At 70.3% G+C, this 18,431-nt stretch carries 12 protein-coding genes and 1 pseudogene; 8 read left to right on the top strand and 5 right to left on the bottom strand.

Annotated elements, in window-relative coordinates; genetic code table 11:
* Positions 1–6 precede the first annotated feature (6 nt).
* From AB0J36_RS00715 to AB0J36_RS00705, 3 genes and pseudogenes are all read right to left on the bottom strand, one after another.
* Positions 7–322, bottom strand: a pseudogene (locus tag AB0J36_RS00715) (transposase); the annotation flags it as partial.
* A gap of 16 nt (positions 323–338) precedes the next feature.
* Positions 339–701, bottom strand: coding sequence for a hypothetical protein (locus AB0J36_RS00710; protein ID WP_357120952.1), 363 nt, complete (start codon positions 699–701; stop codon positions 339–341).
* 58 nt (positions 702–759) lie between these two features.
* Positions 760–1,704: a hypothetical protein gene (locus AB0J36_RS00705; protein ID WP_357396565.1), complete on the bottom strand. Its 945-nt coding sequence runs from the start codon at positions 1,702–1,704 to the stop codon at positions 760–762.
* A 294-nt stretch (positions 1,705–1,998) separates the two neighbouring features.
* Between AB0J36_RS00705 and AB0J36_RS00700 the strand changes: the two genes are divergently transcribed.
* The 5 genes from AB0J36_RS00700 to AB0J36_RS00680 all read left to right on the top strand — a co-directional run bounded on the left by AB0J36_RS00700 (position 1,999) and on the right by AB0J36_RS00680 (position 10,475).
* The gene (locus AB0J36_RS00700) at positions 1,999–4,500 is read left to right on the top strand and encodes a tetratricopeptide repeat protein (protein ID WP_357396567.1); all 2,502 of its coding nucleotides are present in this window, start codon (positions 1,999–2,001) and stop codon (positions 4,498–4,500) included.
* 83 nt (positions 4,501–4,583) lie between these two features.
* A complete protein-coding gene (locus AB0J36_RS00695) occupies positions 4,584–5,666 on the top strand; it encodes a hypothetical protein (protein WP_357396570.1) in 1,083 nt (360 codons plus the stop codon).
* Between the two features lie 373 nt (positions 5,667–6,039).
* Entirely contained in the window at positions 6,040–7,683 is a 1,644-nt protein-coding gene (locus tag AB0J36_RS00690) for a lectin (RefSeq protein ID WP_357396572.1), read from the top strand.
* 282 nt (positions 7,684–7,965) lie between these two features.
* Positions 7,966–8,649: a hypothetical protein gene (locus AB0J36_RS00685; protein ID WP_357120967.1), complete on the top strand. Its 684-nt coding sequence runs from the start codon at positions 7,966–7,968 to the stop codon at positions 8,647–8,649.
* A gap of 272 nt (positions 8,650–8,921) precedes the next feature.
* The gene (locus AB0J36_RS00680; protein ID WP_357396576.1) at positions 8,922–10,475 is read left to right on the top strand and encodes a hypothetical protein; all 1,554 of its coding nucleotides are present in this window, start codon (positions 8,922–8,924) and stop codon (positions 10,473–10,475) included.
* On the opposite strand, the gene AB0J36_RS00675 is transcribed toward AB0J36_RS00680, so the two are convergent.
* Complete coding sequence (locus tag AB0J36_RS00675; RefSeq protein WP_357396578.1) at positions 10,406–12,424, bottom strand: hypothetical protein; 2,019 nt, start codon at positions 12,422–12,424, stop codon at positions 10,406–10,408. The genes AB0J36_RS00680 and AB0J36_RS00675 overlap by 70 nt on opposite strands.
* A gap of 265 nt (positions 12,425–12,689) precedes the next feature.
* Between AB0J36_RS00675 and AB0J36_RS00670 the strand changes: the two genes are divergently transcribed.
* Positions 12,690–14,159 carry a S8 family serine peptidase gene (locus AB0J36_RS00670; RefSeq protein WP_357396579.1) on the top strand — a complete coding sequence of 490 codons (1,470 nt, stop codon included), beginning with the start codon at positions 12,690–12,692 and terminating at the stop codon, positions 14,157–14,159.
* A gap of 52 nt (positions 14,160–14,211) precedes the next feature.
* On the opposite strand, the gene AB0J36_RS00665 is transcribed toward AB0J36_RS00670, so the two are convergent.
* On the bottom strand, positions 14,212–15,786 hold the full coding sequence (locus tag AB0J36_RS00665) for a ricin-type beta-trefoil lectin domain protein (protein ID WP_357398282.1): 1,575 nt from the start codon (positions 15,784–15,786) through the stop codon (positions 14,212–14,214).
* A gap of 206 nt (positions 15,787–15,992) precedes the next feature.
* Here AB0J36_RS00665 and AB0J36_RS00660 point away from each other — a divergent pair, with 206 nt between their 5' ends.
* Complete coding sequence (locus AB0J36_RS00660) at positions 15,993–17,672, top strand: beta-1,3-glucanase family protein (RefSeq protein ID WP_357398280.1); 1,680 nt, start codon at positions 15,993–15,995, stop codon at positions 17,670–17,672.
* Between the two features lie 174 nt (positions 17,673–17,846).
* Positions 17,847–18,416 carry a sigma-70 family RNA polymerase sigma factor gene (locus tag AB0J36_RS00655; protein WP_363659841.1) on the top strand — a complete coding sequence of 190 codons (570 nt, stop codon included), beginning with the start codon at positions 17,847–17,849 and terminating at the stop codon, positions 18,414–18,416.
* Positions 18,417–18,431 lie beyond the last annotated feature (15 nt).

Raw genomic sequence — 18,431 nt, 5'->3', positions numbered from 1 at the left:
CTGTTCCCGCCCGGCCGTGCCCGAGTACTGACGCTGCACCCGGCGGACTTGATCCCCTTCTTCAGGAAGCCGGTCTCGTCGACGATGAGCACCCCGTCGTCGTCGCCGAGGTGCTCGGCCACGTAGGCGAACAGGTCATCGCGGACCGCGTCCATTTCCCACGCGGACCGGTTGAGCAGCCGCTGCATCCGATCCGGGGTGGTGTCGCCGGCGCTTCGGCCAGGGTCCAGCCATTCTTGCCCGCCAGCGGCGCTGCCGCAGCCCGCCTCCGAACCGTGAGAGAACGGCGGGGCCCCGTGGCACCCGCCGTTCTCACCGTGATCGTCCTCGTGTTGGGGCTAGTTACCCGCGACCGGGTAGTCGTGCCAACGGCCGTAGTAGTTGGTGCTGCTGGCGGGGTTGTCCTCGACGACCCTGAGGTTGGTCAGCACGCTGTCGAAGTAGTACTGGCCGCACTGGTTGAAGCCATTGACCGATGCCGTCGAGCGCATGCTGGTCGACGCGTCGGTGTAGTAGTTGACCCACACCGAGTGGCCGTCGGACTCGTAGTCGCAGTACTCCAAGAAGGTTCCGTCGTAGGAGTGCGTCGCCTCGTCGCTCCCCTGATTGACCGGATGCGCGCTCGCCGGCGCGGCCCACAGCCCCGTGAAGACTGCGCTGATGGCCAGGGCTCCAAGCCCGGTCTTGAGGATACGTCGCATGTCAGGTCCTCTCTTCCCTCGCGGATGGTGCTGTCTTTTCTGTTGCTCTCACGCGGAGCTATCCCGCTGGCCTTCCGCCTGGTGAAGGGTCCATCGGTTCCGCGGAGAGCGCTTCGGCGACGTTCCGTGCCCGGGTGTCCTCCGAGTGCTTCAGTCGGCCGAGTTCGGTGGCGTGGCGGCTGATCAGCTCGCGCTGGTGCTCAGCCGTCACGTCGATGAGAGTGGGCAGGTAGCCGGTCTTGTTCTGGCATCGGACGTCTGCCAGCGCCACGGCGCGCTCCGCCTCGGTGGGGGTGCCGGTGCCTGTCCACCGGGGGTCGTTGGCGGCAGTCCTGGGCGAGGCGTAGCGGTGGCCGGCGAGCTCCATACAGGACGCCCAGGCAGCTATGGCCGCAGCAAGCCGGGGATCCCGGGTGCTCGCCGCCGCTGCTTGCTGCTCCAGCTGGATCGGAAGGTTCCGGTCTGCCCTGGGCGCTCCCGTCATCAGCCGGGCGGCCGCTTCGGCTCGGCACCCGCCCGTGGGGACACGCTTACCGCCGTACTGGGACGCGAGGCCGTAGAGCACCTCGTTCAGCTCGCTTGGCGTGTCGTGGTGGTGCTCGGTCAGGGCCGCGCGTACCTCGGGGTCGTGGGTGCTCCAGGGCGGTGCCTGGTATCCGCGCTGCGCGGCCTGGTCCTCGTCGACCACCCCGAACCGCGCGGCACGCTCCGACGCGATCGACCGTTGGCCGAAGTCCAACTCGGACTCGTCTGGTCCTTCCCAACGCAGCCCGAACTGGATCAGACAGGTGCGCTCCAGCGCCGCTTGGGCGCGGTCCGACCGAGCCTGCTCGTCGGGCGATGGCAGGTACTCGTCCAGGGGCAGTGCGGTCCCCGGCCTGGGCGGCGGTATGGCGGGCAGGGAACGCGGTGCGGCCGCTGGCTTCTGCTGGGTACCGCACCCCGCGACCAGACACAGCAGGATCACCGCCGTCCCCGCCACGCCGACACTGATTCGTCGCATGACGTCCCCTCTCTTGTCCGTCGGAATCCGTGGCGCCGGCCCTACCGCACGAGCGTCGGCCCTACCGCGCGAGCGATGGCCGTGTCGCCGATCCCGCCGTCGGACCGCTGCTCGCCACCGACCGGGTCCGACACCGCGACCCGGAGGGCCGGTCTGCAATCGATGGTGAGGGCCGGGTTGTCCGGTGCGGTCCAGACTGGATGGAGTTGCAAACTGGACGGAGCTGGAAATCGGACATACGAATCATGGTTGGGTGGTTTCGGTACACGTTGTTCTTGTGGTCCTGTGAAGGACGTGACAAGCGACGATGGTGTTGGCGGTGGCCCGGTCGAAGAGTTCCGGGCAGATCTTCAACAGCTGTTCTTCCTGGTCCGCCGGCCCACGTACCGGGCGCTGGTCGCTCACGCCGACCGGGCGGGTCTGGTGTTGCGGACCTCGACGGTCGGCAATCTGTTGAATGGGCCGGGTGTCCCGCGGTGGGCAACTGTCGAGGCGTTCGTGAGCGCCTGTGCCCGCCAGGCTCAGGTGCATCGGATCGACGTACCCGCCGAGTCGTTCGATCTCGACAGGTGGCACGCCCGCTACCAGCGCCTGGAGCGGCCGGTCGTCGTGCGGCGCGCCGATGCCGAGCACGACGATGAGGCGGACCCGGAGGAGGTTTCCGCTCGTCAGGGCCGGGATGGGCGGGCCGTCGTGCCTGCGCAGCTACCCGCCGACGTCACCGTCTTCGCCGGTCGCCGCCACGACCTCGACCAGTTGGACAGGCTTCTCTCCGTGCCCTCGTCTGCTGCGCCCGCCGGCTCTGTGCCCGTGGACCACGCCAACGCGCTCCCTGACGGCCTGAGCAGGGGCGCGGGCGGAGAGCCGTCCGCGGTGGTGATCGCCGCGGTGTCCGGCACCGCCGGGGTCGGTAAGACCGCCCTCGCGGTGCACTGGGCGCATACCGTCGCGCATCGCTTCCCCGACGGGCAGCTCTACGTCAACCTGCGCGGCTTCGATCCGAGCGGGCAGGTGATGGACCCGGCCGAGGCGATCCGCGGGATCCTCGACGCCCTCGGCGTGCCCGGCGAACGCATCCCACAGGGGTTGGACGCCCAGGCCGGGCTGTACCGCAGCCTGATCGCCGACAAGAACCTGTTGATCGTGCTCGACAATGCCCGCGACGTCGAGCAGGTCCGCCTGCTGCTGCCAGCCGCCGGCAGCTGCCTGGCCCTCGTGACGAGCCGTAACCCGCTGACCGGCCTGATCGCCGCCCATGGCGCACACCCGCTGATGCTCGACGTGCTGACCTACGACGAAGCCCGCGAGATCCTCGTCCGCCGCATCGGCGCCGACCGGGTCAACGCCGACCCGACCGCCACCGACCACATCATCACCGCGTGCGCCCGGCTACCGCTGGCATTGGCGATCGCCGCGGCCCGCGCCCAACAGACCCGCTTCCCACTCGCCGCGTTGGCCGCCGAGCTACGCGACGCCGAACAACGCCTCGACACCCTCGACACCGGAGACCCCACCCACCAGGTCCGGGCGGTGTTCTCCTGGTCCTACGCCACTCTCACCTCGGACGCCGCCCGACTCTTCCGCCTGCTCGGCCTGCACCCCGGCCCCGACACCGACGCCACCGCGGCCGCCAACCTCGCCGGGCACACCACCGCGCAGACCCGCCGGCTGCTGGCCGAGCTGATCCGGGCGAGCCTGCTCACCGAACACGCCCCCGGCCGATACACCTTCCACGACCTGCTACGCGCCTACGCCACCGAACAGACCCACACCCTCGACACCGACCAGCATCGCCGCAGTGCCACCGCCCGACTCCTGGACCACTATCTGCATACCGCGCACGCCGGTGACCGGCTGCTGTATTCGACCCGGCACCCGATCGACCTCATCCCGGCGGATCCGCAGGTCTCCCCGCATCTGCTCACCGACGACCGGCAGGCGATGCACTGGTTCAGCGTCGAACGCCTGGTGCTGCTCGCCGCCATCGAACACGCCGCGACCACCGGCTTCGACGCCCACGCCTGGCAACTCACGTGGACCCTGCGCACCTTCCTCCTCCGCCGGGGCCACTGGCACGACCTGGCTGCCGCCGGACGCACCGCGGTCGCCGCCGCCCGCCGACTCGGCGATCCGGTCGCACGGCTGAACACCCACAGCCTGCTCGCCGACACCTATATCGCTCTGCGACGTTTCGACGACGCTCATTCCCAGCTACGACACGCGCTCGAGATGGGCGTCCAGACCGGCGACCGTGCCGGGCAGGGGCACACCCACCTCAGCCTGGGGCGGATGTGGGATCGGCAGGGAGATGCCCGCCAAGCCCTCCACCACGCCAGCCTCGCCCTCGCCCTGTTCCAGGCAGCCGGGGACCTGGTCGGAGAGGGCAGGGCACTTAACGGAATCGGTTGGTGCCACACCCTGCTCGGCGAGAATGAGCAGGCCCTCACCGCCGCCCGCCAAGCCCTCACCCTGAACCAGAAGCTGGACAACCAGACCGGACAGGCCAACACCTGGGACACCCTCGGCCACGCCCACCACCAACTGGGGCACCACACCGAGGCCATCACCTGCTACCACAACGCCCGCACCCTGTTCCACGACCTCGGCAACCGTCTCCACGAGGCCCAGACCCTCACCCGCCTCGGCGACACCCACCACACCATCGGCGACACCGCTGCCGCCCACGAAGCCTGGCAACACGCCCTGGCCATCCTCGACGAACTCCAGCACCCCGACGCCGCCGCCATCCGCACCAGACTCGGCCCTCAAGCCGAACCCCGCGCCTCGACGAGGTGAGGAGCGCCGTCCGGATCTCATCGCAGGGACATCCTCAACGCTTCCTGACGGGTTCCTGACACTCGATCCGTAGGTTGTCGCGCATGACGACACCAGAACGCCGCCGGCTGGGCGCGGGCCGACGCGCCCCGATCATGCTCACGTCGGCCATGCTTGTCCTCGGCACCGCCATCTCCGTACCGAGCGCGGCCGCCGCCGCGCCTGTCTCATCGACGGTTGCCAAGGCGACGAGCGTGGCGACCCACGAGCAGGCGATGACCGTCGCCGAGCGACAGGCGGTCCTCGACTACTGGACGTCGGAGCGGCTCGCGGCGCTGAACGAGCCGCTGTCGGGCAGTCCTTCGACGAGTGGACCGGACGGTGCTCCCTGGACCCGGTCCAACGCCGTGGTGCCGACGGTGGGCCGGCTCTTCTTCACCAGCCAGGGCGAAGACTCCAGTTGCACGGCGACCGTTGTCGACAGCGCCAACCGGAGCGCCGTCGTGACGGCGGGGCACTGCGTCCACAGCACCGACCTCCTCGGCGAGAACGGCGAGTGGGCGACGCATGTGATGTTCGTACCCGGCTATCGGGAGGGCCGGGCACCGTACGGCAGGTTCGTCGGGCGCGTCGGGGTCGTCGACTCAGCCTGGACGCAGAACGATGGCCAGGACCCGAGATTCGACTCGTACGACCAGGCCTTCGTGGTCCTCAACAAGGACGAGCGTGGCCGGCGCGTGCAGGACGTGGTCGGGGTCGCGCAGAGCGTCGGCTTCGACCTGCCCGGCGGGCAGGTCGTTTACCAGTTCGGCTACCCACGCTCCGCCTCGGACCCGGCCAGGAAGGGTCTTGCGGAGTACACCGGTCGGCGGCTCGCCTACTGCACGGGTCCGGCGTGGGAGCATCCCGGTACCGCCGACTGGCCCACTCCGAAGGGCCAGTGGGGTGCTGCCTGCGTGATGGGCGGCGGCTCCAGTGGCGGTCCTCGCCTGGCGAGATTCGATCCCCTGTCCGGCCTGGGGGCCGTCGTGGGCGTCAACACCTGGGCCGACTACTTCGACGCCGCACACCAGGCGTGCGAGTTCGATGACGAGGGATGCACCCGCCATCTGATCGGCCCCCAGTTCACCTCGGCGATCACCAAGCCGCTCTACGACCGTGCCCAGCGGGCCCAGGTCAACGCCTGAATCTCCCGGTTGTGCCGACTCCGGGCAGGTCGATCGTCGAGACGGATCGACCTGCCCGGAGTCGGCACGTACGGCCGAGCCTTCCGGCATATCGCCCCGGGGACCCTCCACATACGGAGATGCTCGTGGCGCACGACAAGTTCGGTGCTGACGCGATGATCCGGATCACCTTCGGTGTCGCACCCGCCGATGCCCCGTGACGACCGCCCAGCGCCGGCTCCGGCCGTCGACGATCCTCGTACTCTTAAGGTTCTTTGAAGTTCTTCCGCTCCGCTTGATGCTCGGCAAACCGGCTCACTAACCTCATCTCGTCCGGATCACCCTCAGCTCCACGATCCGGGCGAAACGTCCCCTGAGGAAAGTGGCCACTGTCATGAGGCTGTCCCGCCGTACCCTGCTCGGCTCCGCGATGGCCGGCACCGCGGCCACCGTCGCCGGCGTCTCGCTCGACGCCCTGACGGCCGGTCCCGCCGCCGCCGCGGTCAGCCCGCCCGGCGACGTGGTCGGAAAGATCACCGTCGGCTACCAGGGGTGGTTCACCGGGGCCGGCGACGGAAGCCCGCTGTCGGGCTGGTGGCACTACGGCCAGGACTGGCAGAAGACCCCCTCGCCCGTCAACGAGGCGCTCAAGTCGTGGCCGGACGTGCGCGACTACGACCGGGTGTACAAGACCGGATACCAGAACCTGGGCAACGGGCAGCCCGCCTCGCTGTTCTCGTCCTACGACCAGCAGACCGTGGACACCCACTTCCGCTGGATGCGGGAGAACGGGCTGGACACCGCCGCGCTGCAGCGCTTCAACCCGGTCGGCGGAGAGGGCCCGATCCGCGACGCCGTCACGATCAAGGTCCGCAACGCGGCCGAGGAGTTCGGCCGCAAGTTCTACATCATGTACGACGTCAGCGGCTGGACGGACATGCAGCAGCAGATCAAGGACGACTGGACGAGCAAGATGAAGGCGTACACGGTCTCCCCGGCGTACGCCAGGCAGAACGGCAAGCCCGTCGTCGGCATCTGGGGATTCGGCTTCAACGACAGCAACCATCCGTGGAGCGCCCCGGTCTGCCTGGACGTCATCAACTGGTTCAAGGCGCAGGGCGTGTACGTCATGGGTGGTACGCCGACGCACTGGCGCAGCGGCGACAGCAACGGCGACTCGCGGTCCGGCTTCTCCGACGTCTACCACGCGTACGACATGATCTCGCCGTGGATGGTGGGCCGGATCGGCGACGTGGCCGGGTCGGACTGGTTCTACACGAACGTCACGCTGCCCGACGTGCAGGACTGCGTGGCGCACGGCATCGACTACCAGCCCTGCGTGCTCCCCGGTGACCTGCAGGAGCGTCAGCGTGCGCACGGCGACTTCATGTGGCGGCAGTTCTACAACGTGATCAGGGCCGGCGCGTCGGCGATCTACATCTCGATGTTCGACGAGTACAACGAGGGCAACCAGATCGCCAAGACGGCCGAGACCGCCGCGTTCGTCCCGGTCGGCTCGAAGTTCCTGCCGTTGGACGAGGACGGCACGAAGTGCTCGGCGGACTACTACCTGCGGCTCAGCGGTGACGGTGGTCGGATGCTCAAGGGCGCGATCGCGCTGACCCCCACCCGGCCGACCGCACCGGTGCTCGGCTCCACTCCGACCGCGCCCGCCGCCGTCGGCATCCAGTCCCGGGCCAACGGCCGCTTCGTCGGGGGCTCGCCGTTGGTCGCCTCGCTGACCTCGGCGTCGGAGACGTTCACCGTCGTCGACGCCGGTGGCGGACTGGTGGCCCTTCGATCCAGCAGGACCGGCAGGTACGTCTGCGCGGAGCAGGCCGGCGCGGCGGCGTTGGTGGCCGACCGCGACGCGATCGGCGGCTGGGAGACGTTCACGAAGGTGACGAACCCCGACGGCAGCGTCAGTTTCCGCAGCGCCGCGAACGGCAGGTACGTCTGCGCGGAGGACGCCGGCGCCGGGGCGCTGATCGCGAATCGCACGGCGATCGGCCCCTGGGAGTCCTTCGACCTCGTCTAGGGGCGCGGTCCTGGCCTGTGGCAGAGCGGGTGTCGCGGGCCAGGACCGTCGTTACGGCTGCCTCGTCAGGCTGGCACGTGTCCGGCCGTCCAGCACGCCGAGTGTGCAGGCCTTCGGCGAACGCCGTGGATCTGTCGGGGCATGGATGGTCCGGGAGCCCGGGGTGGGCGGCACCCGGCCCGCCGTCCGGGAGGACTGTTCCGGAACACCAAAGTGCCACGGCTCGGGCCCGGTTGTCGCGGACGGTAACGCTCAGGTTCGTATCAGTTGACATCCGGATTCATGATGACCCGGATGCGACGAGTAGCGAAAGCGATGATCAACCGTCATTGGGGCCTGACGGAGATGGTCGGCGCCGTGCTCGGGTCGATGGTTGGTGGCGTGGCCGGTTGGGTGTTCGGCAGCGGCGCGGGCTATGCCGGCTGGGTCGGCGTCACGCTCGCCGCGTACTTTCTGGGACTGGGGCCCGTCGTCGTCGCGATCGAGCACGAGCGGGGCGTTCTACGTGGCCTGGGGGTCGCTGTCTCGCGCGTCGCCTGGTCTGTCGCCGGCGCGGCGGTGGTGGCGGTGCTCATGACAATCGTCGCCATGCCGCTGGCCGCGATCCTGGTCGCCCCGGTGGGCGGTTGGCTACTGGAGCGCTTTCCCAACGCAACGGACGCTCTGGTCCAGGGGGTGCTCGTGGCGGTCAGCGTCGCCATCGTCGGACTGCTGGTCAAGACGAAGATCGGGTCTGTGGTCCTGGGCTTCGCGTTCCGCGGAATGGGCAACGGCGCTTTCATGATCGTTCCAGTGGTGTGGCTGGTGTTCATGGCGCTGCCGACCTACCCGATCGTCCTGTTGATCGTCTGGCTGCACGGGTGGATCGGAGGGCTCTTCGGTCTGACGCTGGGCGCCGCAGTCGGTGGCTTCCACGGATATCGGTCCGCGGGCGACATATCCATCGAGGCGGGGCAGGACTGGTGACGGCGTCGCGACGCCAGGGGCGGCGATCCCGCACAACCGGGCCGTGATCACCGTTCGCGAAACGCCATCTGTGCTTCTCACTGCTTGATACTCCGGGCGCGCAGTGTCTGCTCATCCCCCCGGGCGACCAAGGTCGGGCTCGAACCACCTACTTCCGTCCATGATGGACCGGGCCGGCCGAATCCGCTGGGCGGTTGAACCTCCCGGACGCCGCTGCGTAGAAGGGGGCCGGGACGGAAGGATGCGATGATGCGAGGGCGTGGAGGGCAGCGGTGTTGATGCGGAAAGCGCTGGCGACGGTGCTGCTGATGGTCGGTCTGGTGCTGACCGCGCCGACGGTACCGGCGGTTGCGGCACCGGACGAGACAGGAAGGTACTACGTGGTCGGACCGCCGGTGAACGGCCAGCGGGAGTACCTGTACGACATCGCCCTGCGTACCCTTGGTAACGGCAACCGGTTCCGGGAGATCACGCAGCTCAACATCGGCAGAAAGCAGCCCGACGGCGGCACCTTCACCGACGGCGTCGAGTTGCGACCCGGCTGGCTTCTCGTGCTGCCGCGCGACGCCAGGGGATCCGGGGTGCGCAGTGGAGCGCTGCCGACGATCGGGGTGAAGTCCTCGCCACCCGGCGGGAGCGCTGCGGCGCCCAAGCCGAGCACCACTGCGGTGAAACCCAGTTCTACGGCGTCCAGCGCCGTCGCCCGGTCCCCGACGCCGGCCCCGGCGGTGACGGAGAGCGCCGCCGCCCCACGGGCCTCCGGCAACCCCGACGCTGGTCGGTTCGCGCCCCTCCTGGTCAGGGGTGGTGCCGGCATCCTCGCGATAGTGCTCGCCATGTTCGCCGTGCTGACGCTGCGTCGGGGCGGGTACCGGTTGCGCACGGCTGCCCTCGACGACACCGGCCCGTGGCCGCCGGAGCGACACCACACCCCGGCCCCCGCCGAGGTCGCTACCGACACCGTTGACGGCGCGACTGCCGCAGCCCCGCTACCGCAGGAAACGCCCGCGCCGCCTCGTGCGTCCCCGCCGTCCCCGCCGTCGTGGCCCCTGCCGCCATCGCGAACCGTGCCGCCGCCACGTACTCCGACGCCAACCGCCTTGCCGTCAGAGCCGCAGGCACTGGAGCCGCTGCCGGCAGAGTCGCTGCCGGCAGAGCCGCGGGCAGCAGAGTCGCGGGCAGCAGAGCCGCTACGAGCAGAGCCGCTACGAGCAGAGCCGCTACGAGCAGAGCCGCTGCCGGCAGAGCCGCGGGCGGTGGGGTCGCGGCCGGCGGCTCTGGCCCCAGGCGAGGTGCCCTATCTGCGGGCCGATCTGCTCAGCGAGGAAGGTCCCGTGCACGTCCGACTGGTCGGAGCAGCGAAGCGTCGGGAGACACCCGCCTACGCCTGGCTCGGCGAAACGGAACCGGCGCCCCCGGCAACCGTGCCGCTGGTGCTGGGCAGGCAGGGCCCGTGGCGGCTCCACGTCGATCTCGGCCAGGTGCCCGACGTCCTCACGGTTGTCGGGGCCCTCGACGTTTGCCAGCGGCTGGCCACCGCACTCGCCCGACGACTCCACTCCGAGGGCGTCCGGGTCGCCGTGGTCGGTGAAGCGCTCGGCGCGGTGGACCTGAACGGCTACGAGACGCTGCCCGGCCTGCCGTCACCGCCACCTCCGGGCGAGGGGCCGCCGGATCCGTGCGTGATCTTCGTCGCTGGCCTGCCGGCAGGCGCGGCGGACGACATGCGCGGGCTCGCCGCAGCGACAGGCGGTCGCTACGTGCCGGTCGTGGTCGGTCCGATCCCCGGCGGCCGGTGGTCGGTTCGGGTGGGGGACGGAGGCTGAACCTGGCTGAGTACGGCCGGGAGCGGCCCGGTCACGGTCCCCGGCACGCGCCGCCAGGCGTGCTCCTCTGCGCGGTACACGCGGCGGACCTGGACACGCTCGTACGAGCGGCTGCCCACGATCAGCTCCACCCCGGCGGCCCGGAGCCGCTCGGCCTGGCTCCGCAGCCGGGTGAGCGGGGCGAGCATCTCGGCCGTCGACGTGACGTCGATCGTGCGGCCCCGGGGCACCCGGACCTCCAGCAGGAGCCGGCCCGGCCGGGCCGGCGGGGCCTTGCGGTGCAGACGCAGCCAGCCGCGTGGCAGGCGGTTGCCCGACGCCGGTACGAGGGCGTACGCCCGCCGGCTGCCGACACCGGGCCAGCGGCGGACATCGTTGGGCAGGCCGGCGATCGTCCGGTACCGGGAAGAGCAGTGGATTCGCAGCGGTCCGTCTGCGCAGTCGGTCGTTGGAAGGAGCCGGCCGAACCGGTAGGTGCGGAATCCGCTGAGCGGGGACACCCGGTCCAGCCGTCCCGCCGGCAGCAGATAGGCGTCGTTGACTCCGCGCAGATGCTGCAGACGCGCGGGTATGTGCGAGCGGAGCGTCGTCATGGGGATCGCGCCTCCGGGCGCGACGCGTACCCGCAGCAGGTAGGTGTCGTTCGGCACGGCACCCGGGTCCAGGAGGGCGGTCAGGAAGAGCTCGGCGCTCTGCACGCCCTCGGCGACCGCGCGGGCGGGGTCCACGGGGCAGACGACGAACGCCTCGAACTCTTCGGCGTTGACCTGCTGCCCGGGTGGAAGCCACGCGGGGCCGTACACCGGGGCCCGACGACTCTCGGTGATCAGGGCGGGGCGATCAAGGGCCGTGGCCGGTACGGTGACCGGATCGTGCGCCGAATCCGGTTGATCCGCCGGCGTGGAGGCGGGCAGCGCGAGCCGCGGGGACACCGTGATGCGGACGCGGGCCAGCGCCGGCACGAGGAGACCGTCCGGCGTCGCACGCAGTGCCAACGGGCCGGCGGCGGATCCGGGCCGGTACGCGTGCCACTCACCGGCGTTTCCGGCGGGGTCGAGCGCGCGGAGGTCGCGGCCACCGTCGACCAGCTCGGCGCTGCCGCCCGGCGCCGGTGTCCAGACCGTGGCGCCGGTCTGCTCGGCGAGGTCCCGTGCCTGCTCGGCGAGGCCCCGCTGCTCCTGCGGATCTGACGGCCAGGTGACCCAGAGCCGCAGGTCACTGCCGTACAGCGGAAGGTCGCCGAGGAGGGCGGCGAGTTGCTCACCACCGTGCACCGTCTGGGTCCCGCCGTAATCCCCGACGAGGAATCCCTCTGCCCGCGCCGTGACGGCGACGGTGACCAGTCCGTCCGATGTGGCAGTGAGCTGGTGTGCGATGGCGCGACGGGTCACGAAGTCGGCCCGGGTGGCGAGGGCGAGTCCGGCCGGCAGCGGGAGGCCGACCAGACCGGTACGGGGACGGACCACACCCCGGTCGACTGCGAACCAGCCGGGCAGCGGGGTGGCGAGGTCCGGCGGTTGGATCACGACCCAGTCCATGCTGCGGCGGGTGACCCGGTCCAGCGGTACCGCGTGCAGCGGGCCACCCTCCGCGTTCTCCTGGCGCCGGTACCGGTACCGGTGTCGGACGTCGGCGCCGTCGGGGCTCACGAGCACGTCATGTCCGAGCAGGCCGGCGACCTCGCTGAACAGGTCCCTGTTGCGGGTGCCGTCGCTGGTCAGGATCCGGACGTCGTGCGCGGCCTCACCGGATCGTCGGACCAGGTCGGTGATGCCTCGCGCATTGAGCGGCACGCTGGGCTCGGTCGGCACCACCAGCCCGCCTTCGGGCCCCGGCTCCAGCCAGAGGTCGAACAGGCCGGCGATCCGCAGGTGTCTGCGCGGGTCAAACCGTCGGGTGGCCGGCAGCTCGTCGATGCCCGCGTCGATCGTCGGTGTCACCGGGTTCATGCGCTCACCACCATCCATCCACTCTGCCTTCGTGCCCGCCGGGATCGGGGCGGCCAGCCGCGATCCACCGCACGCCGCGCTCTCGGTACCCTCGGTCCGCCGACACCAGATCTGCCCACACCACGAAGTTGATGAAACTTCGGTTCAGATTGATTTGAACCAACCGGCCGCTGATCCGCAATAGACGGTGACAGCCGAGGCGATCGGGCTCGGCGATTGAAGGAGGACATCAGTGCTAGCGAAGCGTCCAACCCTTGCACGCCTGATGGCGGTCGTTGCGACTGCCTGCTGCGTGCTCGTGGCGGCGGCGGGAGCGGCTGCGGCTCAGGCGCCCACCCCGGACCCGCAGGCATATGTCAAGTTCTACGTGGTCGCGGCGGAGCACCAGGGGCAGCCGGAGAACCTGACCGAGATCTCGGTGCGCTTCCTCGGTAGCGGCGAACGGTCGGCGGAGATCTACAACCTGAACGCGGGGCGTGTCCAGGCCGACGGCGCGGGCCTGACCGATCCGGCCAAGCTCAACCCCGGCTGGCGCCTGGTGCTTCCGTGGGACGCAGCAGGTGAGGGCGTGCAGTATGGCCAGCTCCCGCCCGGCCCGAAGCCCTCCCGGCCCGGCCCGAAGCCGTCCCGGACCGGCCCGAAGCCGCCGGTCACCACGTCGCCCTCGGCCGGACCCGGCCCGGGCGCTTCGCCGAGCGGGCCACCGAACGGCAGCGGCGCGCCTTCCGGGTGCACCGCCACCGCCGGGTCGAGCAGCCGATCCAACTGGGCCCAGCTGCGGCTGGCGGCCGACGGCGCCTGGGATATGAGCCGGGGCAACGGTGTCATGGTTGCCGTGGTCGATTCCGGTGTGGACGGCAAGCTCCCGCAGCTCAATGGTCGGGTTGCCGTCGGCGCGGACGTCACCGCCGGGAACGGCCGGGGTGATACCGACTGCCTCGGTACCGGCACCGCGATGGCGTCCATCATCGCCGCGAGCGCTTCCACCAGCGCCGACAAGACTCCCGTCGGCATCGCGCCCGACGCCACGATCCTGCCCATCCGGATGCTGGGGCCCTCCGCGAGCAGTCGGGCCATGGACGCCTCGAACGCCATCGAGGTGGCGGTCAGCGCCGGCGCCTCGGTCGTCGCGCTGGGCGCCGACGTCGACCTCGGAGCCCCCACGGTGGCGGCGTCCATCACCACGGCGTTGAACCACGACGTGGTCGTGGTGGCGGGGGCGCCGACGAAACCGGTCACCGCCCCATCGGGCTCTGAGCGGTCCGCGACCGGTGCGCTGCTCCTGGCCGGTGGTGTCGGCGCCGATGGGCAGCTCGCCGAGGAGTACCAGCAGGGGACAGTGGAGGTCGTCGCTCCGGGGGTCGAGGTGGCGAGTCTCGGGATCAGTGGCACCGGGGTGATGAGCAACACGGGTACCCGGTTCGCGGTGGCGTTCGTGGCCGGTCAAGCGGCGCTCGTCCGGGCGGCCTACCCCGACCTGACTGCCGTTCAGGTGAAGGAACGCATTCGGAGTACGGCCGACGCGATGGAGAACGGGGACGCCCGATATGGCGCCGGAATGATCAATCCGGCTGCCTCCGTGGCCAAGAAGCTCGACGAGGAGCGGCAGGTGTCCGGCGAGCAGAACGCGGGGGGCGGCGGTGGGACCGCGCTCGCCGTCCTCCTCGGCCTCGGGCTGGTCGCCGCGATCGGTCTTGTCTTCGCGATCCGCTTCCGGCGCCGCGCGAACGGATAGCGGAGCAGGCGCGGCCCGGGTACGCGGACGAGCCGCGTACCCGGGCCGTTCGTCAGCGCCAGGCCCACTGCTGCTCGCGGTTCTCCACGAAGGTCCAGACGAGCAGCGGCTTGTTCGGCACGTTCACGTTCGCATCCAGCGCCTTGAGGATGTGCAGGTTGAGAACGCCGCCCTTGCTGTTCATCCGCCACACCTGGGTGGGGCTTCCGTTACAGGTGGCGGCCATGACGGCCGCCCCGTCCTTGTTGGCGCCGTCCTGCACGTCCATGCAGAGGCCCGAGGCGCGGAACGTTCCGTCGGCGAGTACCACCCACCACTGGGTCGGGTCGTCGTTGTCGCACGTCTTCAAGGTCAGCCGGGTCCCCCCGACGGTCCCGCCGGTGCTGACGCAGAGCTTGCTCATCGGGTGGTAGAGCTGCTTTGCGCCGACGGGACGGACGGGCTGCTTGGAAGGCGTCGGCGGGGCCGGCGGATCGCCGGCCGTCGGGGTCGGCGTGCCCGGACCGGCCGGCGTCGGCGCGGCAGGGGTCACCGACGGTGGCGCGGGCGTGGACGGGGCCGGCTTGGCGCCGACCACCAGCCGCCCGTCGAGCGCGTAGAAGTCGGTGAGTGACTTGACCGACTTCAGGAAGGCCTTGGTGTCGCCGTCGAGGACGCCGCCGCTCTGCCGCACCGCGGTCGGGCCGCTGCGGTAGGCGGCGAGCGCGAGCAGGTAGGGGTCGCCCTCAAGGGGGGACAGTTCGCCGGCCATCGCACACATGGCGGTGCCGACGGCCGGGATCGCGACGGCGGGCTCCCAGGCGGAGGCGTCGCTTGGCCCGTACGCCTGCCACACCTCGGGAAGGAACTGTGCGATTCCCCGCTGGCCGGCGGGCCCGAGCAGGTTCGGGTCGAACCTGGAGAGCGCCATCAGCTGCGCCGCGACCGCCGGGGGAGTCACGGCCGGGCAGACCGAGCCGGCCCGCAGGAGCAGATCGACGTACTCGTTCGGGACTCCCTTGGCGTCCACCTCCGGCCCGGTCGGCGCGACGCCACCGGGCCCGCCGAGATGGGTCCGCTTCCCGTAGTACGCGGCGTAGCCGCTGACCTGGTCGACGTAGTCGACCGCGTCCGGCGGCACCGCGCCGGCCGTGGTCACCGACTCCAGGCCGCTGTGGAAGGCGGCGACCGACAGCCGCCACGAGTCACCGGAGACGTTGGCGAGGCGCAGCTTGCCGCTGTAGTCGCACACCTGGTGAGCCAGTGCGACGATGTTCGCGGCCCCGTCGGAGCGTTCCGCGTCCGGCCACGGCTTCCAGAGTTTCCAGTCCTGGTTGTCGAGTCCGGCGATGCCCGTGCCTCCGGATGCGGTCTCCGTCGCGCTCCAGGCCAGTTTCGACTCGGCCATGAGCTGGCCGGCGAGCCGGGCCGGGCTCAGCATCGGGCAGGAACGGGCTGCGGCCACGATGACCGCGGCCTGTTCGTCGGAGACCGGTCCGCCGATCATCTGGTCGCGGGCCGAGGCGACGCCCCAGCCGATCGCGGCGATCGCCGCGCAGACGACGGCCAGGGCAGCTGCGGCGACGGCCACGATTCGGCGCGGTGTCCGGCCGAACCAGGGCCGGATGGTGCGGGGGTCGGTTGTCACGGGGCCATCCCTTTCGGCGGGGCGACATCACTGTCGTGACGGATCAGCTGCCGCATATGTTCACCGCACGACCACGAATCCATCAAATTTTGTCTCCCCGGCGATTGAACCGGAGGGGGGTCGGGACCGTGGACGTGGCTGTCTTCGACGGTTCGCGCCTCGCTGCGCCCCACCGTCCAGCATGCCGATCGATGGAGGTGTGTCCGTTGCTGACCAGACGAAAGATGCTCGGACTGGGGGTCGCCGGTGCGGCGGTGGTGGGTGTGCCGCTGGTGGCGACACCGTTACTGGCGCGAGCCAGGGCCGAGGGTGGACTGCCGCTGACCGTGGTCAACAGTACCGGTCGCTACGCGAACTCCTCGATCCACATGTACATCACCGGGTACGACCCCGTGACCAGGCAGATGGGCTACGTCAGGAGCCCGGGGAGGTTCACCCCCGCCTCGTTCGCGGACAACGGCTCGGACGGGTTCCTGGACATCGCCGTCCCCCTCGCCGAGGAGGGCGCCACTCCGTTCGTCCTGCCGATGCTCGACGGTGGACGGATCTACTTTTCGATCGACGGGCGGCTGCGCTTCAAGGTGGTCGACGGTGGCGGAAAGCCGATGTTGCAGGAGCCGGCGGGGTCCGTCGAGAGCGATCCGAACTTCGGGGTGCTCTGGGATTTCTGGGAGTTCACCTACAACCCGAACGGCATGCACTGCAACACCACGATGGTCGACATGTTCAGCATCCCGATCGCGACGCGGCTGGTCGGCGCGGGAGAACACACCGCCGGGAAGCTCACCGACGGCGGCCGGGACGCGATCTTCGCGGAGGTGGCACGGCAACCCGGGTATGAGCGGCTGATCATCGGAGACGGGCTTCGCGTCATCGCGCCGGGTCACGGCATCGTCGCGGGTCGCTTCTCGCCCACCTACTTCGACGGCTACATCGCCGAGGTGTGGGATCGGTACCGTGGCACCGACCTGCGTGTCTCCAACGAGTTCGGCGCCTTCACCGGTCGGGTGGGCGACGACGGGAGGATGCACTTCGACGGTGGGATCGGCGCCTTCGACCGGCCGACCACGATGGACGTGCTCATGTGCAACGGCACGTTCAGCAGGCCCAATGACGCGAGCGGAAAGGTGGCCGCGGCGCTGGCCGCCGGGTTCAACCGGTCGGTGCTGGACCGGCCGTTCCAACCCGTCGACGACCGAGCGGCCTTCTACCAGCACTCGGTGACCAACCACTACTCCCGGATCCTGCACAACCACTCCGCGAACGGTCGGGTGTACGGCTTCCCGTACGACGACATCGTCGGGGACGCCTCGTACATCCAGGATTCGACGCCCCGGGAGGTGACCGTCACCCTCACCCCGTTCGCCGGCGGCGAGGCGTCGTACCCGATCGCGCAGCCCCCGCCCGCGGCGGTGCCGGCCCCGGCCCCGACGGCCGCGGCGGGAGTGGCCGTCGCGGCCGGGACCGCCGGTGGTCAGGTCCGCGTCGCCGATCAGGAGATCGCCGCGTCCGGTTTCGACCGCGAGCAGGGTGTACGCCGAGAGCCCTGCGGCGAGGGCGGCGAGAACCTCTGTTCCATCGCCAACGGTGACTGGGTCGCCTACCACGGGGTCGAGTTCGGCGACCGGCCGATGACGCAGTTCGTCGTCCGGGTCGCCTCTGGCGCCGACCTGGGGCTCTCCGGGCTGATCCAGGTACGCCTGGACAGCGAGACGAGTCCGCCGATCGGAACCATCGCGGTGGCCAGCACCGGTGGTTGGCAGCGGTGGTTGACCATCCCGGGGAACATGGCGGCGGTCACCGGCCGGCACGACGTGTTCCTCACCTTCGCCAGCGGGCAGCCCCAGGAGTACCTGAACATCAGGTGGTTGCGCTTCGGACGGTGACACGGACAATCCTCTGTGGATCCCCACCGGCGGCCGGTCGCTCTCAATCGTCTCGTAGCCGAAACACGCCGACTGGCGGGTACGGCTATCCTCCCCGGAGAGCGTCCGGTCGAAAGCGGGCGAGGCGCCGGTGTGGTCGTGCGGGTCCTACCCGTGCGTCAGGGGAGGCGGTCTGTGTCGGCGGTGCACAACGAAGCGCTCGGTCCGTGGGCTGGGGACTCCGCCGCCAGTGGCCCTTCCGCCGCCGAAGCCCTGATGCGGCAGATCTTCGAGGAGCACCGGGTCCCGCTGTTGCGGTTCCTCACCCGGCTCGTCCTCGGCCAGCGGGAACTGGCCGAGGATCTGGTGCAGGAGACGTTTCTGCGTACCTGGCGGAACCTGGACATGCTCGCCACCGACCCGCAGAGGATCGCCCCGTGGTTGTACACGGTCGCCCGGCACGTGGCCATCGACGCGATCCGGTCGCGGCAGTCACGTCCGCAGGAGATCAACCTGCCGGACCTCAACCGGGTCTCCTCGGCCGAGGACGTGATGGATCGCGTGGTGAGCAACCACACCGTGCAGGTGGCCCTGAAGCAGATCAGTCCGGAGCATCGGCAGGTGCTGATCGAGATGTACTACAAGGGGGCTTCCATCGCCGAGGCGGCGGAGCGCCTCGGGATACCCGAGGGTACGGTAAAATCCCGGACGTACTATGCGGTTCGCGCGCTGCACGCGGCGATCGGCTCGACGGAGTCGTCGTGATCCCGGCCCGGCCGT

This window comes from Micromonospora sp. NPDC049662 (genome assembly GCF_040675055.1).
Taxonomy (GTDB): domain Bacteria; phylum Actinomycetota; class Actinomycetes; order Mycobacteriales; family Micromonosporaceae; genus Micromonospora.
This window is presented reverse-complemented; position numbering and strand designations above follow the sequence as displayed.